At 65.2% G+C, this 25304-nt stretch carries 17 protein-coding genes; 12 read left to right on the forward strand and 5 right to left on the reverse strand.

Annotated features, from left to right (window positions below; translation table 11 throughout):
* Positions 1-756: IS3 family transposase (locus AC56LG_RS24165; protein WP_497168583.1), on the forward strand; the 756-nt coding region annotated here is incomplete at its 5' end.
* 297 nt (positions 757-1053) lie between these two features.
* Here the strand turns inward: AC56LG_RS24165 and AC56LG_RS24170 are convergent.
* Complete coding sequence (locus AC56LG_RS24170; protein WP_497168584.1) at positions 1054-1275, reverse strand: MafI family immunity protein; 222 nt, start codon at positions 1273-1275, stop codon at positions 1054-1056.
* A 10-nt stretch (positions 1276-1285) separates the two neighbouring features.
* Complete coding sequence (locus tag AC56LG_RS24175) at positions 1286-2401, reverse strand: RHS repeat-associated core domain-containing protein (RefSeq protein WP_497168585.1); 1116 nt, start codon at positions 2399-2401, stop codon at positions 1286-1288.
* A gap of 604 nt (positions 2402-3005) precedes the next feature.
* Here AC56LG_RS24175 and AC56LG_RS24180 point away from each other — a divergent pair.
* On the forward strand, positions 3006-4220 hold the full coding sequence (locus AC56LG_RS24180) for a S41 family peptidase (RefSeq protein WP_497168586.1): 1215 nt from the start codon (positions 3006-3008) through the stop codon (positions 4218-4220).
* Here the strand turns inward: AC56LG_RS24180 and AC56LG_RS24185 are convergent.
* Positions 4117-4785, reverse strand: a complete 669-nt coding sequence (locus AC56LG_RS24185) for an NUDIX hydrolase (protein ID WP_497168587.1) — start codon at positions 4783-4785, stop codon at positions 4117-4119. The genes AC56LG_RS24180 and AC56LG_RS24185 overlap by 104 nt on opposite strands.
* 152 nt (positions 4786-4937) lie before the next feature.
* Between AC56LG_RS24185 and AC56LG_RS24190 the strand changes: the two genes are divergently transcribed.
* From AC56LG_RS24190 to AC56LG_RS24200, 3 genes are read left to right on the forward strand one after another with little or no spacing between them, the layout of a single operon-like run.
* Positions 4938-5990, forward strand: coding sequence for a DnaJ domain-containing protein (locus tag AC56LG_RS24190; protein ID WP_497168588.1), 1053 nt, complete (start codon positions 4938-4940; stop codon positions 5988-5990).
* Between the two features lie 34 nt (positions 5991-6024).
* Complete coding sequence (locus AC56LG_RS24195; protein ID WP_497168589.1) at positions 6025-6939, forward strand: hypothetical protein; 915 nt, start codon at positions 6025-6027, stop codon at positions 6937-6939.
* Between the two features lie 7 nt (positions 6940-6946).
* On the forward strand, positions 6947-8170 hold the full coding sequence (locus tag AC56LG_RS24200) for an adenylosuccinate synthetase (protein WP_497168590.1): 1224 nt from the start codon (positions 6947-6949) through the stop codon (positions 8168-8170).
* Here the strand turns inward: AC56LG_RS24200 and AC56LG_RS24205 are convergent.
* Together AC56LG_RS24205 and AC56LG_RS24210 are read right to left on the reverse strand one after the other, a co-directional pair.
* Positions 8151-9704 carry a hypothetical protein gene (locus AC56LG_RS24205; protein ID WP_497168591.1) on the reverse strand — a complete coding sequence of 518 codons (1554 nt, stop codon included), beginning with the start codon at positions 9702-9704 and terminating at the stop codon, positions 8151-8153. The genes AC56LG_RS24200 and AC56LG_RS24205 overlap by 20 nt on opposite strands.
* 406 nt (positions 9705-10110) lie before the next feature.
* A complete protein-coding gene (locus AC56LG_RS24210; RefSeq protein WP_497168592.1) occupies positions 10111-13098 on the reverse strand; it encodes a caspase family protein in 2988 nt (995 codons plus the stop codon).
* Positions 13099-13411: 313 nt separating this feature from the next.
* Between AC56LG_RS24210 and AC56LG_RS24215 the strand changes: the two genes are divergently transcribed.
* From AC56LG_RS24215 to AC56LG_RS24245, 7 genes are all read left to right on the forward strand, one after another.
* On the forward strand, positions 13412-14461 hold the full coding sequence (locus AC56LG_RS24215; protein WP_497168593.1) for a UDP-glucose--hexose-1-phosphate uridylyltransferase: 1050 nt from the start codon (positions 13412-13414) through the stop codon (positions 14459-14461).
* A 9-nt stretch (positions 14462-14470) separates the two neighbouring features.
* Complete coding sequence (gene galK / locus AC56LG_RS24220; protein WP_497168594.1) at positions 14471-15634, forward strand: galactokinase; 1164 nt, start codon at positions 14471-14473, stop codon at positions 15632-15634.
* Between the two features lie 19 nt (positions 15635-15653).
* Positions 15654-17828: a 1,4-alpha-glucan branching protein GlgB gene (glgB, locus tag AC56LG_RS24225; RefSeq protein ID WP_497168595.1), complete on the forward strand. Its 2175-nt coding sequence runs from the start codon at positions 15654-15656 to the stop codon at positions 17826-17828.
* A gap of 13 nt (positions 17829-17841) precedes the next feature.
* On the forward strand, positions 17842-19929 hold the full coding sequence (gene glgX, locus AC56LG_RS24230; protein WP_497168596.1) for a glycogen debranching protein GlgX: 2088 nt from the start codon (positions 17842-17844) through the stop codon (positions 19927-19929).
* The gene (glgC, locus tag AC56LG_RS24235) at positions 19929-21212 is read left to right on the forward strand and encodes a glucose-1-phosphate adenylyltransferase (RefSeq protein WP_497168612.1); all 1284 of its coding nucleotides are present in this window, start codon (positions 19929-19931) and stop codon (positions 21210-21212) included. The genes glgX and glgC overlap by 1 nt, the downstream gene beginning before the upstream one ends.
* Before the next feature lie 17 nt (positions 21213-21229).
* Positions 21230-22693 (forward strand): glycogen synthase GlgA, encoded by a 1464-nt coding sequence (glgA, locus tag AC56LG_RS24240; protein ID WP_497168597.1) that lies wholly within the window; start codon positions 21230-21232, stop codon positions 22691-22693.
* 65 nt (positions 22694-22758) lie between these two features.
* A complete protein-coding gene (locus AC56LG_RS24245) occupies positions 22759-25197 on the forward strand; it encodes a glycogen/starch/alpha-glucan phosphorylase (protein ID WP_497168598.1) in 2439 nt (812 codons plus the stop codon).
* The last annotated feature ends 107 nt before the right edge of the window (positions 25198-25304 follow it).

The raw sequence follows: 25304 nt of genomic DNA on the forward strand, positions 1-25304 counted from the left end.
GTGCTCAGCGTCGATATCGAACGTGTCTGGCAGGCGAACCTGCAGGTCTACGGGGCTGACAAGGTGTGGCGCCAACTGCGGCGTGAGGGAACGGATGTGGCCCGCTGCACCGTGGAGCGCCTGATGCGCAAGGCCGGCCTGCGGGGCGTCATGCGCGGCAAGGTCGTACGCACGACGGTTCCGGATGCGAAGGCGCCATGCCCGCTCGACCGTGTCAACCGCCAGTTCAAGGCGCAGCGGCCGAACCAGCTGTGGGTCTCCGACTTCACGTACGTCTCGACCTGGCAAGGTTTCGTCTACGTGGCCTTCGTCATCGACGTCTTCGCCCGGCGCATCGTCGGCTGGCGCGTCAGCAGCGCGATGCGGACCGACTTCGTGCTCGACGCTTTGGAGCAGGCGCTGTACGCCCGCCAGCCCGAACGAAACGAGCTGGTCCATCATAGCGACAGGGGCTCGCAATACGTATCCATAAAGTACAGCGAGCGTCTGGCAGAAGCCGGCATCGAGCCGTCTGTGGGTAGCAAAGGCGACAGTTACGATAATGCCCTGGCCGAGACGATCAACGGGCTCTACAAGGCTGAGCTGATCCACCGCCGCGCTCCCTGGAAAACGCGTGAGGCCGTCGAACTGGCCACGCTGGAATGGGTGTCGTGGTTCAATCACCACCGCCTGCTCGAGCCACTCGGCTATATACCGCCAGCCGAAGCTGAGGCAAACTATTACAAGCAATTGAGCAGTCAAGCCATCCCGGCCTGACTTACACCAACCGGCCTCCACGAAAGCCGGGGCGATTCAATGAAGCTACCCTTAATCGTGTACGTTGCTGTGTACGTTGCAGTGGGCGTTGCCATTGATGTTGCAGTGAGCCATTGCGTTGACTGAGGCGGAGTCAAAGCTGCCAGGGCCAAAGCATAAGCCGCGCTCAGTAAAACGGAGTGGTGGATTAAGGCAGAGGTCGAGTCCTGACCCCGCTCTTAATGTCAGACTTGACCCCGCTCTTGCGCTCTTCCCGCTAACTCATTCATCACCGAGTCGCATCCGCACAACCGCAACTCAAAGTTCCATTATTTCCTTCAACCTTTCAATTAAACGGGCGATTGATGGAGTTTTCTCAACTTCGTTCTCATCCAACGTGTCTATTAATGTCTCAAGAGCTATTCCATACTCACCTGCATCAAAGAACACTTTCAGTTGCGTCATATCTACTTCAGAAATCAATCCGGGCAACCGCTCAAAAAGCGAAGTAAATAAGCTCTCTATTTCTTGATATTGCATTTTTCGTCCGTTATGGAATGTTAGATGTCGGCTTTGGCGGCGGATTACGCGGAACATTTGTAGGAAATCCCGTAACAATGCGCCCACCTTTAGAACCAGGCTCTGTGACTGTTGTGATATCTACGCCATCCCTCGTACCGGTTGAGATTGTTCGCCCACCTTTTCCAGGGCTATGTGTGGAATCAGGTGCGGTAGCCACGTCAGAAATCTCGCCGAGGATCTTTTCGTCGCTCCAGTTTGTTGGGAACTCGCTTTTCCCCGGACTCCCAGTACCGGGTCGATGGCCGCCACCAGTTTTATCACCGTCCAGAATATGCTTTTCGCCTTTTTCATCTACGAGGCTAGGCTTCTTTTCAGAGTCGCTTCTTTTCGGCTCCGACCGAGAATTCCACCAATCTACAATCTTCTTGCCGGCATACGTTCCACCAATGAGCACGGTTCCCGCTGCTATACCACCACATACAGGACCGCAAACAAGAGTACCCCCCACACCCGCCGGAATCGCGACAGGATTTCTCCCATCCGGATCTACGTACTTGTACGGACTGTTATTGGCATACGCGTAGCGATTAAAGCTCCCACCAGTATTCGCATCGGTGGTCACCGGATCAATGCTCAAAAACCTCCCCGCTACAGGATCATAGTACCGTTGCTGCATATACGTCAGCCCCGTATCGGCATCGTTCACGTGTCCCGTGAAGCCAACGGCCGGGACCGCGCCACTGGCGACGTAGCCGTAAGGCTCATAGCGTGTGTGGCTGATGAGGTTACCGCCACCATCAGTGCGTGCTACCGGACTACCAAGGCCGTCTGTGTGAATGAAGGTCACACGACTCAGGTCTTCGGTTACCGTTACCGAACTGCTGGCGATGTCGCCAAACCAATCACCTTGACCGAGCATGCGCCACTGCATCGTATAGTCACCAGCCAATGGCGCCGTCACAGGGAAAGTAAAGGTATGGTTCTGCCCCGGAGCCACCGAGGTAGTAAGTGCAACGCGCGACAGGCCCCAGGTGACATTGTCGACAGGATTTTCAGACCCCAGCACGTGGCTTCCAGGTGCCCAAGTCGTCGTTCCGCTGTTACGCATGGTCACTGAAACGGTGTAGCCCAGCTTCGTTTGCATTCGGGGCTGGACTCCCATATCTGAGACCTGGGCGTTATTAACCAAGGGTGGCGGTGGGACCACATTGATCGTGACTGGGGTCGTCCCTGGTCCAAATGCCCCTTGGCCTTCACGCTGCATGCCGCATTGCATCGCATAACGGAAGGGTCAGGTCTGACATTCAGACTTCCCGCCTTGCGCAACCTCAACCGTAGCTCCGCGTTCCCGAAAAACGGCTGAGCAATCTCAGTGCCGCGAGCACTCATCCGGTATCGTGTTCGCAGCATGGCACCCGGACCGATGCGCAAGAATCCTCCTGCTACCGGATCACAATACTCCTGCATACAGGTCAGTCGAGTATTGGCATCGTTTACGTGCCCAGTGAAGCCAAGCGCCGGCACCGTGCGGCGGTGGGGCAGTCCAAGCATCAATTAACGAAGTGGGGCCTTGTATCCGGTTGCAGGTTAATGAGCTACGCCGATGACACCTACTGATTTGCTCCACGCTAGCAGTAAAATTGCCATCACCTCGCAACTCCTATGTTATTCTCAATCGACAATCTCGCCCTTCGAGCGATAACGATTTGGGACATCTCCGTCAGCGTCAAACACGATCAGCAGACTCAATGAAAAAGAAATGGCTCGTCATACCGTGTTTATTGGTCCTGACCGCGGCTAGCGCACTCACGCTGCCCGGCTTGCTGCGTTCCTGGCACACACTCGGTCCGCAGCCGGAGTTAGTGCTCGACCACGCAACGCGGGCAGCGACGATTGATAACCTGGTAGCGAAGCTGAACGATCACTATGTTTTCCCCGACAAGGCCAAAACGATCGAAGTAGTCCTGCGCCAGCGGCAACAGGAAGGCAATTACGATGGGATACGGAGCGGCTATGGCCTGGCGCGACAGCTTACGGCCGACGTTCGTGGCGTCGCCAGCGACCTGCATCTGGAGGTGCGGTACGCCCCCAAAATGGCGCTACCCGACCACGCGGACGGGCCTGCGCCGGCGTCACTGGAAGAGTGGGAGCAGCAAACCAACCTGGTCGAACGCCTGATCGTGCGTCATACGGCGACCCGTGGCGTGCTGCGGGTCGGTCATCTGGGCGCCAACATCGGCTACCTGAAGATGTCCAGGTTCCCGGATGCTTTCCTCATGACCGACAAATACGCTGCAGCGATGGATAAACTTGCCGACACCGACGGCCTCGTCGTGGACCTGCGCCACAACCGCGGCGGCGACCCGCACGCGGTGGTTTTACTTGTCAGCTATTTCGTCGACGGGCGTACGCGCCTCAACGACATCTGGGATCGTGACACCGGCAAGACCACGCAGCACTGGACGCACGATAAGCTGGACGGCAAACGCTATGGCGGCAGGAAGCCGGTGTTGATCCTGGTCGGTCCGGAGACGGCGTCCGCCGGCGAAGATTTCGCATACACGATGCAAGCCTTGAAACGTGCCACGGTGATCGGCGAGCGGACCTGGGGCGGCGCCCATCCCGCCAGTCCGCATCGCATCGGCGCGCATTTTTATGCGGTCATACCCAGCCAGCGCAGCATCAGCCCCATTACCGGTACCAACTGGGAAGGCGCTGGCGTCACCCCCGACATCATGGCGGCGCCGGACAGGGCGTTTGCCGTAGCCACGACGCTCATGCAGCGCCGGATTCAGGGAAGCGCGCCGCTCGCCGCCGCCGCCGCCGCCGCCGCCGCCGGAAAAGGTTTGCATCTGCGGACTAAATCGTCCGCTTCAACTCCTGCAACCCACTCCCCTTGCGCCGATACAAATCTGGGGCCCGATGCTGCCCACCCTTGCGCCGCTCGCCGGTCGGTTCGATGATGTCCTCGTCCAGCACCTTCTTGCGAAACGCCGCGATATTGGTCGCCGAACCGGTCACCTGTTCGTACATCGCATGCAGTTCGGGAATCGTGAACGCCGGCGGCAGCAGGAAGGTCAGCAGCGACGAATACGTCGACTTGTTGCGCAGGCGGCGGATCGCCATGTCCGCGATGGCGTTGTGGTCGAACGGCAGTGGCGGGATGCGGTCGGCCGCCACGAATTCCAGCCCTTCGATGCGCGTTTCTTCCAGCACCCCTTCCGGCACCAGCGAGTAGTAGGCGACCGACAGCGACCAGCGGCGCGGGTCGCGCTGGCGGCCCGAGAAAGTATAGAGCTGCTCCAGGTAAGGCGGATCGAAGCCGAGCTTGGTGCGCACGACCCGCCGCGCCGCCGCCTGCGCATCTTCGTCCTCGTCGGTATGGATGACGCCGCCCGGCAGTGCCAGGGCGCCGCAGTATGGCTCGTCCGGGTTCTTGCGCGTGGCAAGCAGCAGCGACAGCCGCCCGTCCTGGATGGTGAAAAGCGACACATCGACCAGCGCCAGCGGGTCTTCGTATTGATTCATGATCATTGTCAGCAGACATTAACCTCAGGATCATACGATAGCTTGACACAGTTGCACACAGGACAGAATTTTCGTGTTCCAATGTTTGTTTGTTGTTAGTTGCATTTTACGAGAAACGTGTTAGGATGGCCTTAACGATGGAGGAAACGCGCATGAGCACTGACGTTGCAAGCCTGTCTGCCGCCGCATTGCTGGCCATTCCCGAGGACCGGCCCGAGCGCCTGTTCAAGGGCGGCATCGACGACATCAAGAAGGCCTATCGCCTGCTGGCGATGAAGTGGCATCCGGACCGCAGTTGCGACCCGGGCGCGCTGGCCGTGTTCCAGCATATCGGACGCATGCGCGAGAGCGCCGAAGAGAAGATTGCGCTCGGCGACTGGCCCTGCAGCGGCGCTGTACGGCTCAGCGCGGTCGACGGCAGGACCTGGGAGATCAACTACCTGCGCCGCCATCGCTTCGAGCTGGGCAGCATGTATGTGGCGCCGACTGTCGTCGCCTTCGAGGTCGGGCGCGCGCATGCCGACCTGGTCGGGCGTGCCGAGCGCACGGTCAAAGAGTTGGACTACGCCGACGCCACCATGCGCACGCAGATCGCGCCCCACTTGCCGGCCTTTCCTTTCGCCGGCGCCTTCGAAACCGACACCGCGTACGTGATCGTGATGCGCAAGAGGCCCGACCTCCTGCTGCTGCGCGACGTGCTGGACCACTTCGACGGCCGCATGGACCCGCGCCACGTCGCCTGGGTGGTTAGCTCGCTCCTGAACCTGTGCTGCTACTTCCAGTATGCGGGCATCACCCACAACGCGCTGTCGCCCGACACCTGCTTCATGTCGCCGCTTGAACACAGCGTGGCCGTGCTGAGCGGCTGGTGGTATGCGGCGCGCAGCGGCGAGCGCATGGCCGCGGCGCCGGCGCGCACGCTCGAGTGGGCGCCGCACGACCTGCTCGAGACGGGCCAGGCCGATATCCGCACCGACCTCGAACTGGTGCGCGCGATCGGGCGTGAACTGCTGGGCGACATCAGCGGCATGCGCCTGGCGCGGGAAAGCGCTGCGAGAGCAGCCATGATCGATTGGCTGCGGCTGCCCGCATCGAACGATCCCATCGACGAATACCGGACCTGGCGTACCCAGGTCCTGCACGACAGCTTCGGCGCGCGTCGCTTCGCCGAACTGCCGCTCACACAAAGCGACATCTATCAGTGACATTGAACCTCATTGAACCTTCAAGGAGAACACCATGGGTGGAATGCGTTGGGATGCGGACGACTGGAAACGCGCTTCGAAGGCGACGGTCGGCAAACGCACCGAAGAAATCTTTACCTCGTCGGGCATGCACCCGAATCTCAATCCCTATGGGGTTGTTCGCGAGTCGCGCGACTCGCTCGTCAATCCGGAGTCGAACGCGATCATCATCGGGCTCGACGTGACCGGTTCGATGGGCGTGATTGCCGACACGATGGCGCGCGAGGGACTGGGTACGCTGGTCGAAGAAATCCTGAAACGCAAGCCGGTGTCGGACCCGCACATCCTCGCCTGCGGCATCGGCGATTCGTACTGCGACACCGCGCCGCTGCAGACCACGCAGTTCGAGGCCGACATCCGCATCGCCGACCAGCTCAAGATGATCTGGCTGGAGAAAGGCGGCGGCGGCAACAACCACGAGGGCTATCACCTGCCCTGGTATTTCGCCGCCCAGCACACGCAGATCGACTGCTTCGAAAAGCGCAACAAGAAGGGCTACCTGTTCACCGTCGGCGACGAGGAACCGCCGCAGGAACTGCTGGCCTCGCACGCCAAGGCGATCTTCGGCGACTCGCTGCAGCGCGACCTGTCGGTGCGCGAACTGCTGACACTGGTCTCGCGCATGTACCACGTCTTCCACGTCGTGGTCGAGGAAGGCAACCACGCGCGCGCCTACCTGCCCAAGGTGCTCAAGAAGTGGAACGCCCTGCTCGGCCAGCGCGTGCTGCGGCTGAAGGATTACCGCCGGCTGGCCGAAGTCGTCGTCTCGGCGATCGAAGTCAACGAGGGACGCGACCGCGAGGCGGTGGCGAAGAGCTGGTCGGGAGACACCTCGGTCGTGGTCGCGCATGCGCTGGGAGCGCTGCCGGCCAGCCCGGCCAGGAAACTGCTCGGCCTGGTACGGTTTTAAGGAGCCGATGATGAAGCGAACCGCGCAAGCCGTCATCGGCGCCAACTACGGCGACGAAGGCAAGGGCCTGATGACCGATTACCACGTCGCCCCGGCGGGAGAGGACGGCATCGTGGTGCGCTTCAACGGCGGCGCCCAGGCCGGCCATACCGTCGTCACCCCGGAAGGCAGGCGCCACGTGTTCTCGCACGTCGGCAGCGGCGCCCTGGCCGGCGCCGCGACCTTCCTGTCGCGCCACGTCGTGTGCAACCCGCTCCTGTTCCTCAAGGAGGCCGCCAATTTACCGGCGCCGCCGCAGGTCTTCGTCGACGAGCGGGCGCCCGTATCAACGCTCTACGACATCCTGATCAACCAGGTCGCCGAGCGCCACCGCGGCGACGGCCGCCACGGCAGTTGCGGCATGGGCATCGGCGAGACCATCGAACGCAACCTCGACCCGGATTTCGCCTTGACGATGGCCGACCTGCGCCAGGGCGCCGGTTACCTGCTGCACCGGCTCGGCGCAATCCGGCGCGACTATGTGCCGCGGCGCCTGGCCAGCCTCGGCATTCCCGCCCTGGGCAGCCAGGACGCCGCATGGCTGGCCAGCGACAGCGCCCTGCAACACTACGCGCACGCCGCCATGCAATTCTGCCGCGCGACGCAGGCGGCGCAACCGGGCCTGCTGGCCGATTTCGGGAGCGTCGTCTTCGAGGGCGCGCAAGGCCTGCTGCTCGACCAGGACCGCGGCGCGTTTCCGTACGTGACGCGGTCGCATACCGGCATCCGCAATGCGCTCGACGTCGCCGCCGAAGCCGGCATCGAGGCACTCGACGTCACCTACGTCAGCCGCGCCTACCTGACGCGCCATGGCGCCGGTCCGCTGGCCAACGAGCTGCCGGGCCAACCCTACCGGGGCATTCGCGACGATACCAACGTTCCCAATGAATTCCAGGGCACGCTGCGCTTCGCCCATCTCGACCTGGACTTGCTGAAACGGACCGTGCGTGCCGACTTCGCCGATGCACGGCTCGCCCCGGGCATCGCCACCACCTTGATCCTGGCCGTCAGTTGCCTCGACCAGGTCGGGCCGGCGGTGTCGTATGTCGAGAACGGGGAATTGAAGAGCGCGCCACCCGCCGCCCTTGCCGCCCGCCTGGCCGCGCACCTCGATGCAGCTGCCTTGTACGCCGCCTGGGGACCGACGCGCGATACGATCAAGGTACAGCGGTTCAGGGTGCAGCAGCACTGAACGCAGGTGCGTGCAGGTGCAATGCCGCGTACAGCGATTCCTTCTCGGCATACGCGGCGCTGTCGACCTGCCAGAATCGTTGGCCGTGCGCGGACTGCAGGAAGGCTTGCCGCCGTTGCAGGCGTTCGCTGCCGGCCGCGCTCTTCGAGATCAGGTAGCGTATCTCGCCTTTTGGACCGAGGATGACGGTGGCCCCGCCGACGAGGGTATAGCCCGGCTCGCGCGGCGTCGGCAGGATCGTCACGCGCTGCGTGATCTCGGCGACCAGGTCATGGGCGATCTGCCCGTCCGGACCGGCGCGGCGCGCACTGCGCACCGATTCGACCGTCGGCAAGTCGGCCCTGCCCCCCAGCGCCTCGGCTTCGCTGTGCGAGACGAGACCGAATTCGTGCAGGTGTTGGGGGCGCGTGGCGAACTCGCCCAGCGCGCGCGCCTGCCGGGTCAATTCTCCAGGCGATGCGCCGGAGGCCATGTCGCCGTCGAACATCAGGTGCGCGGCATCGAGCCCGGTCACCGCCGGCATGGCGCGCCGCGGCGGGCGCCACAGCAGCGCATCCTCGGCCAGCGTGGGCACGTGGCGCGGATAGATATCGCGCCGCGCAAACGCATCGATCAGGGCTTCGCGGTAGCCCCAGGGATCGTCGGGCACGAGATCGTAATCGGCCGTCACCAGCGCGCGCAGGTATTCGCCGAGGGTGATGTTCGCCGGCGGGCAGTAATCGATGGCGCGGATGATGAGCGACTGGAAGTGGCCGGCCAGCGCGCTGGCCGCATGCGCCAGCAGATCGACCAGGTCGGCCGGCAATTCGCCCGGCGGGCAGATCCCGGTGCCGTTGCTGGCCAGGCGCAGGAAAGGCGCGGCCTTGCGCTCGAACACGACCAGGTAAGCCTCGAACACGGCGCACAGCAGGACGCGGCCCAGCTGGTGCGGCTCGGCGTTGGCGTCGTACCCGTCCGGCGGCTCCTTCGACAGCGCGCTGCGCAGGGCCGATTCGCGTTCGAGCGCGTGGCCCAGCTGGTGTGCCAGGTCGGTCAGCAGCGGCGCCTGGTCCAGCCGTCCGCGCGCCTTGCGCAGCGCTGTCTTGACCAGTTCGCGGTAGCTGAGGCGCTGGAAGATCGCGACCAGGTCGGCAAACCCTTCATGGAAGGCCGCCACGTCGGGGCCGGTCGGAACGCTGAACTGCGAGCGCAAACCGTCGAGCAGCGCGTGCGTCACCTCATGCGCGATGATGTCGTGCGACAGGCAGGTGAAAACGTAACCGACCGGCAGCGTGCGGTTCCCGGTTTTACGCACGGGCGCCAGGTCGTAACCGAAGCACAAGGCTCCTTGATCCTTGTCGTACCAGGCATTCGCGCCCTTGAAGGCGAAGGGCCGCAACTCCAGCCGGGCCGGATCGTCCGCGCGCCGGAAACCCCAGGCCACATGGCGTCCCAGCGCGCCGCGAAAGACCGCATACACGCTGCTGCAGACCGCGTACACCATCTGCTGGTGAAAGCGCGGCTCCGATGGTGAGGGCGTGTAGCCTCCGGCCATCAGAACATAGGAATCGTTCAGATCGGCGGCCTGATACTGAACATCCTGTTGCGGGTCCTCCCTGCTGACCTTGAAGAAAACTGCCGACCGGCCCCGGCGCCAGCGGCTCGTAAGGCACGTTGATCTGGGCCACCGCCGCTTCCATGCGCGAGGCGGCCGGGTCGCTGGTGAAGACCTTCAGCGGGCGGTACAGCGGGTCGCCGGTCTTGCGTGCGAACGGCGTGGCGACTTCGCGCGTCACGGCGGGCGCCACCTGGAAGCGCAGCCCGAATCCATCGCTCGCACCGGGCGCCGGGCCGGGCGGCGCCAGGCGCGGCCCGGCCGCACCGTCGCGGCTTTGCGCTTGCGCAGCCGCGGCCTGCGTGGTCGAACTGTCGTGCTCCGCCTGGGCGCTCACCATGTACCCTCAGCGGTTCTGCTCGGTGCTGCTCTGCAGCGACTGCGACGACGGTGCCTGCAGGCCGCCATTCGGCCGCCCCCATGCCTTCAAGCGCGACAGTTGCGGCTGCGCCTCTTGCAGCAGGTGTTCGACCCTGCGCAACAGCGCCACGAGCTGGCCGATGTCGGCCCCGGTATCGGCCCCGGTATCGGCACCTGCATCGGCTACTGCAGCGGCCTCCTTCCGGATTGCTTCGGATGCGGCGCCAGCCAACGGCTGCAGCAGCATGCGCCTGGGCGCGCCGCGGTGACTGCTGTCGAGCTGGACGTGCTGGCGCGCGTCGTCGCCAAAGTCGGCCCGCACCCGTTCGATGAACTGGCCGTTGCTGATCCCGTCGAGCCCCTGCGCCAGGAGGACGGCCTCTAAGATCGCAGTCGCGCGCACGGTGAACGCTCCCTGCCCCTGGCTTTCCCAGGCGGACTCGGTCGGGCTGCAGGCCGCAAAGCTCACCTCGAAGGTCGGCTTCGGCTCGACGCCAGGCGCAAAGGCACGCGCGCCGTCGGCGTCGCCGAGCGCCTTGTCGCGGTAGATGCGGTGGGCCTCGATCATGTCCGGGCTGGCGGGCAGGAAGCGCGGGCGCTCGTCGTCCTCGGCCAGGAGCAGGCGCGCGTTGTCGCCCGAGTGGCAGCAATCCATGAAGCACGTCAGGTTCACGCCATCGGGCAGGCGGGCGTAGATCTGGCCGAGGTCGTCGTCGAGCAGGAATGCCCCTGCCTTGTAATCGTAGGGAACCAGGGCTTCGTCCATCGCGTCCATTTCGTCCGCGTTCTGGTCCGGCAGGCGCGTGCCGTGCCCGGCGTACTGGAACACGATGACGTCGCCCTTGCGGCTGGCGGCGATCATGTTCTCGAGTTCGGCCACGATGTTGGCGCGCGTCGCTTCCGCGTCGAGCAGGAGCGAGACCGCAAACCCGGCCTGGCCCAGCACCCGGCTCCAGGAATCCACGTCGGCCAGGCACCCCGCCAGCGGGCGCTCGGCATAGGCATTGATGCCGACGCAGAGCGCCCGTCTCGCACCCTGCCGCGTCCCGGTGCGGATGTCTTCGCTACGGCGGTCGGGCTGCGGCTTCACCCTGATCGGGCCGGAGAGGTCGGCCGCAGCCTCGCCCCACTGCGCGCCGCGATTGGCGTCCCCGGCCGGCACGTATTCGACGATGGCTTCGTGGTCCGCCTTGCCCAGGATCCGGCGTGCGATGCTGCCCATGGTCGACGCATCGTCGTCGAAGCCGCCGTGCGAGGTGGCATTGCTGGCGCTGGCCCCCTTGACGGCCTGGGTGCGCGACCAGATGACGTCGGCCCGGCCCGCGCCGCCGGACAGGCCGAACATGCGACTCAACCCGCTGTCGGCGCGCAGGTTTTCCTCCAGGCCGAGGAGCGGCGTCTGGCGCTGCGGCTCGAGCGCATGATAGATCAGGTACAGCAGGGATTTGCGGTAGATCCGCGCGCAGTCGTCGCGCCGCTCCAGTTCATCCCGCATCGTGTACACGGTGAGGTCGCCGATGCCGCCCTGCGCGCCCACCAGCGGAGCCAGGTTTTGCTTGAACAGGTCGACCCGGAGCGCCGGCGCCATCAGGTGCAGCGAGCGAAAGCACGGCACGCCCAGGCCCAGTGCACAGGGGATGAACCACGCATGGAAAATCGCGCCGGCACTGTGGCCGACGGCGTGCAATTCCACCTCCTTGCCGAAGCGCCGGCAGAACGCGGCGAGCTGCTGGGCGACCAGGTGGGCGCCGCCCTGGCGCTCCGGATGCACCTGGCGCGAGACGCCCAGGGTGTCGGGCCAGGAAGCCGCCTGCGCGTTCTGCTTCATCACGCCCCAGATCTTCGGCGCGCCGAGCAGGCGCACCGTTTCCTGGATCAGCGGATCGCTGGTGAAGTCGGCGAAGTCACGCTTCCCGGCAACCGCCCGGCGCAGCAATTGCCCGATGCTGTCGAACAGCCCCGTCTCCCAGGCAAAATAGACCGGATAGATGCCGTTGTCGAGCCACCAGGCGACGCTCTTGCGCGCCACCGCCAGGCCGGTCGCTTCGTCGTTCAGCCCGCCATGCGCCTGGAACATCAACCGCAAGGGCTGGCCGGCGGCGCGGGCGCGTTCGAGCGCGCGCGGTAAATGTTCCCCGAACATCGCCTCGATGTCGGCGCGGGTGGTGGTCCATGCGCCGTCACTGGAGAGTTCGCCCATCGACAGGTTGACCAGGTGCGGCTTCAGGTCCGGCTGCCCGGCCGCCGCCGCGGCCGCACCGCGCCCGCCGCGCGCCCCGTCGTCCTGGTAATGGTGATGGGTGCAGGCGTCCGCATCGGCATCGAAGGCGCTCACGATACTGCGTTCCCGATGCGTCATCTCGTCCAGCATCCCTGCGATGTCGAAGCCGGTGTCGAGGGAATCGCGATGGAAGGGCAATTCGGCAGCGGGCAAGGCACGGTTGCGCTGCGCCAGTTCGCGGCGTTCGCGCCCGACCTCTTCCAGCACCTGCGTGTAGTCGATGCTGCTGCCGGGGCAGGTCTTCGCCGACAGCATGTTATGGAATTTCAGGCTGTCCGGCGCCAGGTCGAAACATTGCTGCACCAGGGCGACGACGGCGATCGCCGCCGCGCGCTGTTGGCCTTCGAGGCGGTCACGGCCGGCGTCGAAGTCGCCGATCATTTCGAACATGAACGGTCCGGCACGCAAGTCGCCGTTGTGGCCTTTGGCGCTGGCCGGCGGCATGTTCCAGTCGCGCCCGAGCCAGATGCCGCCCTCCGGATCGATGGTGATGTGCTGGGCGATATCGGACCAGCCGTTGTGCTCCGTATGAAATTTCCACATCGCGACAATCGACGCGTGACCGTCGAACTGCGCATGGTCGGGCCGCCAGGTATGGTGCATGTGGACGGCGTTGATCGCGCGGGAGAACGGGAAGCGGTCGAGCAGCTCGGAAAACTGCGCCAGGCTGACGCGTTTGAAAGGGGCGCGCATGACGATCCTCTACATCGAAGATGATTCGGAAACACATCCGGTGACCGGGGCCTTGACATGACCGCAGGTCCACCCTTGAAGAAAATCATTCTGAGCGCATTTCGAATGGAAGACACGCACAATTTGTCGAATCCTGGCGCGTGCAGTAAATACAACAACGGGGAAACGACCTGACGCATGCGCCCATTGCCGCAAGCAAAACAGGGGTTGGCGCCGGATTTGGTATAAATGATCATGTTGCCAAGATTCTGCCGCCGCCATGCATGGCACGCGGTGGCCAGGCTGAGAACTTTTTACGTGAAAAGAGGAACCCATGTTCAATCCCTCGGATGATCCCCACCGCCGCTACAACCCCCTGATGGGCGACTGGGTGCTGGTGTCGCCGCACCGCGCCAAGCGTCCGTGGCAGGGCCAGCAGGAAGCGGTCGACCGCACGGTGCAGCCCGCGCACGATCCATCCTGCTACCTGTGCGCCGGCAATACGCGCGTCAACGGCGAGCAGAACCCGCCGTACCAAGGCACCTATGTGTTCACCAACGACTTCGCGGCCCTGAAAGCCGACACGCCCGATGCCGCCCCCGGCGACGACCCGTTGTTCCAGACCATGAGCGTGCGCGGCACCAGCCGCGTCATCTGCTTTTCGCCGGACCACGGCAAATCGCTGCCGCTCTTGAGCCTGCCGGCCATCGAAGCCGTGGTCGACACCTGGTGCGCGCAAGCCGAGGAACTCGGCGCCAGCCACCGCTGGGTGCAGGTCTTCGAAAACAAGGGCGCCGTGATGGGCTGCTCCAACCCGCACCCGCATGGCCAGATCTGGGCCAGCAGCTTCCTGCCCGACCTGCCGGCCACCGAGGACGCCCAGCAGCGCGAATACCACGCGCGCCAGGGCAAGCCGCTGCTGCTCGACTACGTGGAGCGCGAGGCCGCATCCGGCGAGCGCGTCGTCGTCAGCACCGAACATTGGCTCGCGGTGGTGCCTTACTGGGCCAGCTGGCCGTTCGAAACCCTGCTGCTGCCGCGCTTCCCGGTCAAGCGCCTGGAAGACCTGGACCCCGCGCAGCGCGCCGACCTGGCGCTGGCCCTGCGGCAGCTCACCATCCGTTACGACAACCTGTTCCAGTGCTCGTTCCCGTATTCGATGGGCTGGCACGGTGCGCCGTATGGAGACGACGACACCGCCCCTTGGCAGCTGCACGCGCACTTCTACCCGCCCCTGCTGCGCTCGGCCTCGGTGCGCAAATTCATGGTCGGCTTCGAGATGCTGGCGGAGACCCAGCGCGACCTGACGCCGGAACAGGCGGCCGCCCAGCTGCGCGCCGTCTCCGACGTCCACTACCTTCACGCCCCCGACACACATAAATAAAACTACAACATGCCCAATTCCCCCAAGGCCCGTGCGGCCGCCATATTCCACGCCGCCTTTGGCGAGACCGAATCGATCCGCGTCCAGGCGCCGGGACGCGTCAACCTGATCGGCGAACATACCGACTACAACGATGGCCTGGTGCTGCCCTGCGCGATCGACTACCGCACCGTGATCGTGGCACGCCAGCGCGACGACCGCCTGGTACGCGTGGTGGCTGCCGACTACGACGGCGCCATCGACGAGTATTCGCTGGATGCGCCGATCGAACGCCTGGACGCGCCGATGTGGGCCAACTACGTGCGCGGCGTCGTCGACGAGATGGCAAAGCGCGGCCTGCCGATGCGCGGCATGGACCTGGCGATTGCCGGCGACGTGCCGCAAGGCGCCGGCTTGTCGTCGTCGGCGTCGCTGTCGGTCGCGGTGGCGCGCCTGTTCGCCTCCCTGCCCGGCTTCAAGGGCTGGACGCCGATCGACCTGGCGCTGATCGCCCAGCGCGCGGAAAACGACTTCGTCGGCTGCAAGTGCGGCAACATGGACCAGATCAGTTCCGCCGCCGGCATCCAGGACCACGCCTTGATGATCGACTGCCGCTCGCTGGAAGTGGAACCGGTGCCGATTCCGGCCGGCGCCGCGATCATGATCTTCAATTCGCACGTCACGCGCGGCCTGGTCGACAGCGCCTACAACGCACGCCGCCAGCAATGCGAGGAAGCGGCGCGCCATTTCGGCGTACCCGCCCTGCGCGACGTCGACGCCGCCATGCTGGAAGCGCGCGCCGCCGAACTCGATCCGACTGTGCTGCGGCGCGCGCGCCACGTCGTCAGCGAGAACGCACGCGTGGCCGCGGCAGCGGAGGCGCTCGCCGCCGGCGACCTGCAACGCATGGGCGAACTGATGGCCGCCTCGCACGCCTCGATGCGCGACGATTTCGAGATCACCGTGCCGCTCATCGACGAGCTGGTCGGCATCGTCAAGGATGCGATCGGCAGCGCCGGCGGTGTACGCATGACCGGCGGCGGCTTCGGCGGCTGCGTGGTGGCGCTGGTGCCGCAAGCGCTGGTCGATCCGGTGCGGGCGGCGGTAGCAAGCAGCTACCGTGGTCCGAACGGCGAACCCGCCACCATCTACGTGTGCCGCGCCGCCGGCGGCGCCGGCCTGGCGGCGGGCTGACCCGAACGGGCGTATCCTGATGACAGTCGACCAAAGAACCATTGCCGCGCTGATGCAGGGCGAGCACGCGGACCCGTTTGCCGTGCTTGGCATGCACGTCCACGACGGCGACATCGTCGTGCGTGCCTTGCTGCCGGGCGCGCTGGGGGTGGACGTGATCGGCGGCGACGCACCGATTCCTCTCGCGCGCCAGGGCGACAGCGACGTGTTCGCCGCCGCCCTGCCCGCCGCCTTGTCCAGATATACAGCGCCATTTCCCTACCGGCTGCACATCGACTGGGGGAGCCACCGGCAGGAGATGGACGACCCCTACCGCTTCGGACCGGTGCTGGGCGAGATGGACATCTGGCTGCTGTCCGAAGGCACCCATTACCGGCCCTACGAAAAACTCGGCGCGCATCCGTTGCAGGTCGAGGGCGTCGACGGCGTCAATTTCGCGGTGTGGGCGCCGAATGCGCGCCGCGTTGCCGTCGTCGGCAGCTTCAACAACTGGGATGGCCGGCGCCATGCGCTGCGCAAGCGCGGCGCATCGGGCATCTGGGAGATCTTCATCCCCGGCCTGGCCGCCGGCGACGTCTACAAGTTCGAGATCAGGACGCAATCGGGCGAACGCCTGCTCAAAGCCGATCCCTTCGCCTTCCGCGCCGAGCTGCGGCCGGCAACGGCATCGGTCGTCGCCCAATTGCCGCCGGTGGCGCCGTCGACCGGGGAGCGCCGACGCGCCAATGGCCTCGGCGCGGCGCTCAGCATCTATGAAGTCCACCTCGGCTCGTGGCGCCGCGTCCCTGAAGAAGGCGACCGCTGGCTCAACTACCGCGAACTGGCGGCGCAGTTGATCCCTTACGTCAAGGAACTCGGCTTCACCCATATCGAACTGCTGCCGGTCAGCGAACATCCCTTCGACGGCTCCTGGGGCTACCAGCCGATCGGCCTGTATGCGCCGACGGCGCGCTTCGGCACTCCGGAAGACTTCCGCTATTTCGTCGAGACCGCGCACGCCAGCGGCATCGGCGTGCTGCTGGACTGGGTGCCCGGCCATTTTCCGACCGACGCGCACGGCCTGGCGCACTTCGACGGCAGCTGCCTGTACGAACACGCAGATCCGCGCGAGGGCTTTCATCAGGACTGGAATACGCTGATCTTCAATTACGGCCGCCGCGAAGTGCGCAATTACCTGGTCGGGAATGCCTTGTACTGGATCGAGCGCTTCGGCATCGACGGCCTGCGCGTCGACGCGGTCGCCTCGATGCTGTACCGCGACTACAGCCGCAAGGCGGGCGAGTGGATTCCGAATGCCCACGGCGGCCGCGAAAACCTGGAAGCGATCGAATTTATCCGCAAGCTGAACGCCATCGTCTGCGCCGAGCGCCCGGAAGCGATCATGATCGCCGAAGAGTCGACCAGCTTCCCGCAGGTCTCGCGTCCGCTGCACACGGGCGGCCTCGGTTTCCACTACAAATGGAACCTGGGCTGGATGAACGACACGCTGCGCTACATGGGCGAAGACCCGATCCATCGCCGCTACCACCACGAGCGCATCACCTTCGGCCTGGCCTACGCCTTTTCCGAAAACTTCATGCTGCCGCTGTCGCACGACGAAGTCGTGCACGGCAAGCGCTCGATCCTCGGGCGCATGCCGGGCGACGCCTGGCAGCGCTTCGCCAACCTGCGCGCGTATTACGGCTTCATGTGGGGCCACCCGGGCAAGAAGCTGCTGTTCATGGGCTGCGAATTCGGCCAGGAAGGCGAATGGAATTTCGAGCGCAGCCTCGACTGGCACCTGCTCGATGTGCCCGCGCACGCCGGCGTGCAGCGACTGGTGCGCGACCTGAACGCAGTCCAGCGCTACTACCCCGCCTTGCACGCAATCGATTTCGACGAACGCGGTTTCGAGTGGATCACGCACGAGGACCGCGACAATTCGGTGTTCTCGTTCATGCGCAAGGCGGACGACGGCGCCACCGTGCTGGTCCTCTGCAATTTCACGCCCGTGCCGCGCCACGGTTACCGTATCGGCGTGGCGCAGCCGGGGCGCTACCGCGAAATCATCAACACCGATGCCGCGATCTACGGCGGCAGCGGCGTGCACAATGGCGAGCTGCAGACCGAACCGGTGCCGGCCCACGGCCGCGCCCTGTCGCTGAGCCTGACCGTCGCGCCGCTGGCGACGCTCATGCTGACGCTGGAGCCTTGAAGCGATGACGGTCATGATCGAACCAGTCGTGCAACTGCGCGCCGGTGCGCCCTACCCGCTCGGCGCAGGTTGGGATGGGCGCGGCGTGAACTTCGCCCTGGTCGCGCCGCATGCGCAGGCGGTGCACCTGTGCCTGTTCGATGCCGCGGGCGTGCTGGAACTGGCGCGCCTATCCATGCCCGCCTGCACGGACGGCGTCTGGCACGGCTATCTCGACGGCGCGGCGCCGGGGCAGGTGTACGGTTACCGGGTCGACGGTCCCTACGCGCCCGGGCGCGGGCAACGCTTCAATCCCGACAAGGTGCTGCTCGACCCGTACGCGCGCATGGTGGTCGGCGAATACCGCGCCCAGGACGGTTTCCTGGACCAGACGCCAGGCGCAGACGGTCCGAACCCGGTCGACAATGCCGCCATTGCGCTCAAGGGCCAGGTGGTGCATGAGCCGTATGACTGGGGCGACGATGCGCCGCCGCGCGTGGCCGCCGGCGAGACCGTGCTCTACGAACTGCACGTAAAAGGTTTTACGAAGCTGCATCCGGACGTGCCGCCGCCCCTGCGCGGCAGCTATGCCGCCATGGCGCATCCGGCCGTGCTCGATTACCTCGACCAGCTCGGCATCACCACGGTGAGCCTGATGCCGGTCCACTTCCGCGCCGACGAGATGCGCCTGCAGCAGATCGGGCTGTCGAATTACTGGGGCTATTCGAGCATCGGTTTCTTCGCGCCCGAGACGCGTTACTGGTCGGGCCGGCCCGGCACCACGCCGATCAGTGAATTCCGCGACATGGTCAAGGCCTTGCACGGCCGCGGGTTGGAGGTCGTGCTCGACGTGGTCTACAACCATACCGCCGAAACCGACGAATGGGGCCCGACGCTGAGTTTTCGCGGTATCGACAATGCACTGTATTACCACCTGCGGCCCGACGATCCGGCCCTGTACGAAAACTGGACCGGCTGCGGTAATTGCCTGAACCTGGCCGAGCCGCGCGTGCTGCAGCTGGTGATGGATTCGCTGCGCTACTGGGTGCAGGAGATGCACGTCGATGGCTTCCGCTTCGACCTGGCGCCGGCACTGGCGCGCAGCGCGCAGGGGTTTTCCGCCGGCGCCGCCTTTCTGGCCGCGCTGCGCCAGGACCCGGTGCTGGCGCGCGTGAAACTGATCGCCGAGCCGTGGGACATCGGTCCCGGCGGCTACCAGCTCGGCAACTTCCCGCCGGGCTGGTTCGAGTGGAACGATCAATACCGCGACACGATGCGCGCGTTCTGGTTAAAAGGTGGCCCGCGCGGCGCCTTTGCGCAGCGCTTCGCCGGCTCCAGCGACCGCTTCCGGAAGGACGGGCGCCTGCCGGCGGCCAGCGTCAACTTCATCAGCGCCCACGACGGTTTTACCTTGCGCGACCTGGTCAGCTACGACCACAAGCACAACGAAGCCAACGGCGAAGACAACCGCGACGGCCATCACGCCAACCTGAGCTGGAATTGCGGCGTCGAAGGCGTCACCGGCAACCCCGAGGTGCTGGCGCTGCGCGCGCGCCTGCAACGCGCCCTGCTGGCGACGCTGTTCTTCTCGCAGGGCACGCCGATGCTGCTGGCGGGCGACGACATCGGCCACTCCCAGGGCGGCAACAACAACGCCTATTGCCAGGACAATGCCGTGTGCTGGCTCGACTGGGGCACGGCCGACCATGCGCTGTTCGCGTTCACGCGCGAACTGATCGCATTACGGCGGCGCTATCCGGCCTTGCGCCACGCGGGCTGGTACGACGGCGCGGCGCGCCCCGACGGCACGGCGGACATCCTGTGGCGCGCGCCGGACGGCGCCGGGCTGGACGAAGCGGCCTGGAACCGGTCGGGCGCCATCGCCATCCGCCTGGGCGCGGACCCGGCCCACGCGCCCTGCCTGCTGCTGTTCAATCCCGAGCCGGAGCCGGTCGACTTCGTCCTGCCCGCCGGCGCATGGCGCCCGCTGTTCAGCAGCGCCGGCGACCCGATGCCTGCCCGCGAAACGGACGGCAGCACCATGGCGCCGGCGCACGCGGTGCTGCTGCTGACGCTTGAAAAGAATTCATCGAACATTCGAAAACCCCTGGAGACGACATGATGCAATCGGACACCGACAAAGCCATCCTTACCCACCGCCTGCCGGAACGCGCCATCGTGCTGGTGCTGGCCGGTGGCCGCGGTTCCCGCCTCGAGCAGCTGACCAACCGGCGCGCCAAGCCGGCGGTCTACTTCGGCGGCAAATTCCGCATCATCGATTTCGTGCTGTCGAACTGCATCAACTCGGGCTTTCGCCGCATCGGTGTCGTCACCCAGTACAAATCGCACTCGCTGCTGCGCCACCTGCAGCGCGGCTGGAGCTTCCTGCGCGGCGACAACAACGAATTCGTCGACCTGCTGCCGGCCCAGCAGCGCGTCAACGAAGAGCACTGGTACCGCGGTACCGCCGACGCGGTCTACCAGAACATCGACATCCTGCGCTCCTACAACCCTTCCTTTGTCGTGGTGCTGGCGGGCGACCATATCTACAAGATGGATTATTCGCTGATGTTGCGCGACCACGTGGCCACCGGCGCCGGCTGCACCGTCGGCTGCATCGAAGTGCCGAAGGTGGAAGCCTCGGCCTTTGGCGTGATGGCGATCGACACCGAACGCAAGATCACCGCCTTTGTCGAAAAGCCGGCCGATCCGCCGACGATGCCGGGCCGGCCGGACGTCACGCTGGCGAGCATGGGCATTTACATCTTCAATACCGACTATCTGTTCCAGCTGCTCGACGACGACATCGCCAACGACGCATCGAGCCACGACTTCGGCAAGGACATCATCCCGCGCGTGGTGAACGAGGGGCGCGCGGTGGCGCATCCGTTCAGCATGTCGTGCATCCCGTCGCCCAACGGCAGCGGCGGCTACTGGCGCGACGTCGGCACGGTCGACGCCTTCTGGTCGGCCAACCTCGACCTCGCCTCGATCTCGCCCGAACTGAACATCTACGATGCCGACTGGCCGATCTGGACCCACCAGCAGCAGCTGCCGCCGGCCAAATTCGTGCACGACCGCGCCGGTAATCACGGCATGGCGGTGAACGTGCTGGTCTCCGGCGGCTGCATCGTCTCGGGTTCGCACGTGGCGCTGTCGGTGCTGTTTTCGAACGTGCGGGTACACTCGTTCTGCCACATCGACCAGGCCGTGATCCTGCCGAATACCGAGATCGGCATGGGCTGCCGCCTGACCAAGGTCGTGATCGACCGCGGCTGCACGGTCCCGCCCGGCACCGTCATCGGCGAAGATGCCGAACTCGATGCACAGCGCTTCTTCCGCAGCGCGGGCGGCGTGGTGCTGGTCACGGCCGACATGCTGGCCAGGCTTTCAACCGAACTTTGAACAAACGCGGAACAGGAATGACGATGCATGTACTTCACGTTTGTAGCGAAATTTATCCGTTGCTGAAAACGGGCGGCCTGGCCGACGTGGCCGGCGCCCTGCCGGTGGCGCAAGCGAAGCGCGGCTGCGATGCGCGTGTGCTGGTGCCGGGTTTCCCCGCCCTGCGCGGCGGGATCCTGGTGCAGGAACTGGTGGCCGAACTGGGGTCCGTGTTCGGCGCCGCCATGGTCAAGCTCTACCGCGGCGTGCTGCCCGGCAGCGCCATCGCCGTCTACGTGATCGCCGCGCCCGACCTCTACGACCGTCCCGGCAATCCGTATGCGGATGCCGACAACCGCGAGTATGCCGACAACGACCGCCGCTTCGCCCTCTTGGGCTGGATCGCCGCGCGCATGGCCGAAGGACTCGATCCGGCCTGGCGACCGCAGGTGGTGCATGCGCACGACTGGCACGCCGGCCTGGCGCCGGCTTACCTGAAGGCGGCCAAGCAGGCGTCGGGCCAGCGCCTGGCCGGCAGCGTGCAAACCGTCCACAATCTCGCCTACCAGGGCAATTTTCCGGCGCACGCGTTCGGCCAACTGGGCTTGCCCGGTCACTTTTTCGATATCGACGGCGTCGAATTCCACGGCAATCTCTCGTACCTGAAGGCCGGCCTGTACTACGCCGACAAGCTCACCACAGTGAGCCCGACCTATGCGCGCGAAATCCAGGGAAGCGAACAGGGTTGCGGCTTCGATGGCCTGCTGCGCACGCGCGCGGGCGACCTGGTCGGCATCCTGAACGGCGTCGACGACGCGGTCTGGAATCCGGCCATCGATCCCTTGATTCCCCAGCCGTACGACGCCGGCGCGCTGGCCGGCAAACACGCCGGCAAGGCGGCGCTGCAGCGCGAAGCCGGGCTGGCCGTGCGCGACGATGCGCTGCTGTTCTGCGTCGTCAGCCGCCTGACCGACCAGAAGGGATTGCACCTGGTGCTGGCCGCCTTGCCCGGCATCGTGGCGCGCGGCGGCCAGATGGTGCTGCTCGGCTCGGGCGACGCGGCGCTGGAAGCCGGCTTCCGGGCTGCCGCCGCGGCGCAGCCGCAATCGGTGGCGGTAAAAATCGGCTACGACGAGCAGCTGTCGCACCGCCTGATCGCCGCCAGCGACGTGATCCTGGTGCCCTCGCGCTTCGAACCCTGTGGGCTGACCCAGCTTTACGGGCTAAAATACGGGACTTTGCCCCTGGTGCGCCGGGTCGGCGGGCTGGCCGACACGGTCGTCGACTGCTCGCTCGAAAACCTCGACGAGGGCCTGGCGACCGGCTTCGTCTTCGACAGCTTCGATGCCGCCGGCATCGATGCCGCGGTACGCCGCGCCTTTGCGCTGTATAAACGCAAGGACGACTGGAAACTGGTACAAGAACGCGGCATGCAGCAACGATTCGGCTGGGATGCCGCTGCCGACGCCTATCTGGCGCTCTATGCGCAGATTGCCACTTGAATATTCGCCCGGCAGGACGACATGTTCGGCATGCACCACACATTACTTTTGAACGCGAACATGCAATGAAGCTTACCGATCTGAACCAGGCGAATGTCGCCACCCTCAAGCGTTCCATCACCGAAAAACTGATGTACACCGTCGGCAAGGACCCGGCAACGGCGCAACCGAAAGACTGGCTGCACGCGACGGCATTCGCCGTGCGTGACCGGCTGGTCGACCGCGCCTTGCAAACCGGCCAGGCGCAGCAACAGCCGAACGTGAAACACGTGTATTACCTGTCGATCGAATTCCTGATCGGCCGCGCGTTCACGAATGCGATGCTGGCACTTGGCATCCAGGAAGATGTGCGCCATGCGCTGGCCGAACTCGGCGTCGACGCCGCCGCGCTGCCCGACCTGGAACCGGACGCCGCCCTCGGCAACGGCGGCCTGGGCCGCCTGGCCGCCTGCTTCCTCGATTCGATGGCGACGCTCGGCATTTCCGGCTTCGGCTACGGCATCCGCTACGACTACGGCATGTTCAAACAACAGATCGTCGATGGCCGCCAGGTCGAAGCGCCCGATTACTGGCTGGCCGACGGCAACCCCTGGGAATTCCCGCGCCCGGACGTGCAGTACCGGGTGCGCTTCGGCGGCCGGGTCGAGAAAATTGGCGAACGGATGGTCTGGAGCGGCACCCAGGACGTGCTGGCCATGGCCTACGACATCATCGTACCCGGCCATGCGACGGGGGCGACCAACACGTTGCGGCTGTGGTCGGCCAAGGCCGCCAACGAACTCGACCTGGCCGCGTTCAACGGCGGCGACTACCAGGGCGCGGCGGCGGAAAAAAACCTGGCGGAAAACGTGACCCGCGTGCTGTATCCGGACGATTCGACGCCCGGCGGGCGCGAGCTGCGCCTGCGCCAGGAATACTTCTTCTGCGCCGCCAGCCTGCAGGATCTGGTGGGCCGCTTCTTCGCCACCCACAGCGAGGTCGACCAGCTGCCGCAGCACGTGGCCATCCACCTCAACGATACGCATCCGGTGCTGGCCATTCCCGAACTGATGCGCATCCTGATCGACGAGCGCGACCTGCCGTTCGCCCAGGCCTGGACGCTCACGCAACAGGTGTTCAGCTACACCAACCACACGCTGATGCAGGAAGCGCTCGAGACCTGGCCGGTCGACATGTTGGGGCAGGTGCTGCCGCGCCACCTGCAGATCATTTTCGCCATCAACGAACTGCTGATCGCCGACGTCAACACCCGCTTCGGCCCCGATTTCGACCTGATGCGGCGCGTGTCGCTGATCGACGAAGACGGCGGCCGGCGCGTGCGCATGGCTTACCTGGCTGTCGTCGCCAGCCACAAGGTCAACGGCGTCTCACAGCTGCACTCGGACCTGATGCGGCAATCGATCTTCGCCGATTTCGCCAGACTGTTCCCGGACCGCTTCACCAACAAGACCAACGGCATCACGCCGCGGCGCTGGCTGTCGCAGGCCAACCCGGCCCTCTCGACCCTGATCGACGAACGCATCGGCCGCGACTGGCGCGGCGACCTCGACCAGCTGGAACAGCTGGCGCCGTTGGCCGGCGACGCCGACTTTGCCCGCCAGTTCCGCGCCGCCAAGCTGGCCAACAAGGAACGCCTGGCCGCCTGGATCGAAAGCAATCTGGGCATGACGGTCGATCCGCATTCCCTGTTCGACGTCCACGTCAAGCGCATCCACGAATACAAGCGCCAGTTGCTCAACGTGCTGCACGTGATCACCCGCTACAACCGCATCGTTGCCAACCCGGACGCCAACTGGGTGCCGCGCACAGTGATCTTCGCCGGCAAGGCTGCGTCCGCGTACCACATGGCCAAGCAGATCATTCACCTGATCAATGACGTCGCCGCCACGATCAATGCCGACCCGCGCGTGGGCGACAAGCTGAAAGTCGTGTTCCTGCCGAACTACAGCGTCAGCCTGGCCGAGCTCATCATCCCGGCGGCCGACCTGTCCGAGCAGATTTCGACGGCCGGCACCGAAGCCTCGGGCACGGGCAACATGAAACTGGCCCTGAACGGCGCCCTGACGATCGGCACGCTCGACGGCGCCAACGTCGAAATGCGCGAAAGTGTCGGCGCGCAGAACATTTTCATCTTCGGCAATACGACCGAAGAAGTGGCGGCGTTGCGGGCGCGTGGCTACCAGCCACGGGCGATCTACGAGGAGAACGCCGAGCTCCGGCAAGTGCTCGACATGCTGCGCGACGGCGCCTTCTCGCCGGACGACAAGGGACGTTACCAGGCGATCGTCGACGTGCTGCTGGAATGGGGCGACCACTACCTGCTGCTGGCCGATTACGCCAGCTACATCGCGACCCAGGACGAGGTCGACCAGCTGTACCGCCAGCCGGACGAATGGACGCGCAAGGCGATCCTGAACGTGGCCGGCATGGGCGTGTTTTCGTCGGACCGGACGATCGGCGAGTATGCGCGCGACATCTGGCGGGCGCAGCCGCTGGGGTTGTAAGCGAGGCAAATATCATTTGCCTCAACCCGTAGAGGTTGTGAAAAAATCGTCAGGGCAAGGCGCGCCGCCGTGGCGATTTTTTTAACCACCTCGTAAGGTGGGCGGCT

It is taken from the genome of Telluria sp. ZB2R32, assembly GCF_059685715.1.

Bases quoted from the DNA above. Each gene is read 5' to 3' on its own strand.
- AC56LG_RS24170 (WP_497168584.1), bottom strand. From the start codon at position 1,275: ATGCAATATCAAGAAATAGAGAGCTTATTTACTTCGCTTTTTGAGCGG.
- AC56LG_RS24175 (WP_497168585.1), bottom strand. From the start codon at position 2,401: ATGCAAACGAAGCTGGGCTACACCGTTTCAGTGACCATGCGTAACAGC.
- AC56LG_RS24180 (WP_497168586.1), top strand. From the start codon at position 3,006: ATGAAAAAGAAATGGCTCGTCATACCGTGTTTATTGGTCCTGACCGCG.
- AC56LG_RS24185 (WP_497168587.1), bottom strand. From the start codon at position 4,785: ATGAATCAATACGAAGACCCGCTGGCGCTGGTCGATGTGTCGCTTTTC.
- AC56LG_RS24190 (WP_497168588.1), top strand. From the start codon at position 4,938: ATGAGCACTGACGTTGCAAGCCTGTCTGCCGCCGCATTGCTGGCCATT.
- AC56LG_RS24195 (WP_497168589.1), top strand. From the start codon at position 6,025: ATGGGTGGAATGCGTTGGGATGCGGACGACTGGAAACGCGCTTCGAAG.
- AC56LG_RS24200 (WP_497168590.1), top strand. From the start codon at position 6,947: ATGATGAAGCGAACCGCGCAAGCCGTCATCGGCGCCAACTACGGCGAC.
- AC56LG_RS24205 (WP_497168591.1), bottom strand. From the start codon at position 9,704: ATGGCCGGAGGCTACACGCCCTCACCATCGGAGCCGCGCTTTCACCAG.
- AC56LG_RS24210 (WP_497168592.1), bottom strand. From the start codon at position 13,098: ATGCGCGCCCCTTTCAAACGCGTCAGCCTGGCGCAGTTTTCCGAGCTG.
- AC56LG_RS24215 (WP_497168593.1), top strand. From the start codon at position 13,412: ATGTTCAATCCCTCGGATGATCCCCACCGCCGCTACAACCCCCTGATG.
- galK (WP_497168594.1), top strand. From the start codon at position 14,471: ATGCCCAATTCCCCCAAGGCCCGTGCGGCCGCCATATTCCACGCCGCC.
- glgB (WP_497168595.1), top strand. From the start codon at position 15,654: ATGACAGTCGACCAAAGAACCATTGCCGCGCTGATGCAGGGCGAGCAC.
- glgX (WP_497168596.1), top strand. From the start codon at position 17,842: ATGATCGAACCAGTCGTGCAACTGCGCGCCGGTGCGCCCTACCCGCTC.
- glgC (WP_497168612.1), top strand. From the start codon at position 19,929: ATGCAATCGGACACCGACAAAGCCATCCTTACCCACCGCCTGCCGGAA.
- glgA (WP_497168597.1), top strand. From the start codon at position 21,230: ATGACGATGCATGTACTTCACGTTTGTAGCGAAATTTATCCGTTGCTG.
- AC56LG_RS24245 (WP_497168598.1), top strand. From the start codon at position 22,759: ATGAAGCTTACCGATCTGAACCAGGCGAATGTCGCCACCCTCAAGCGT.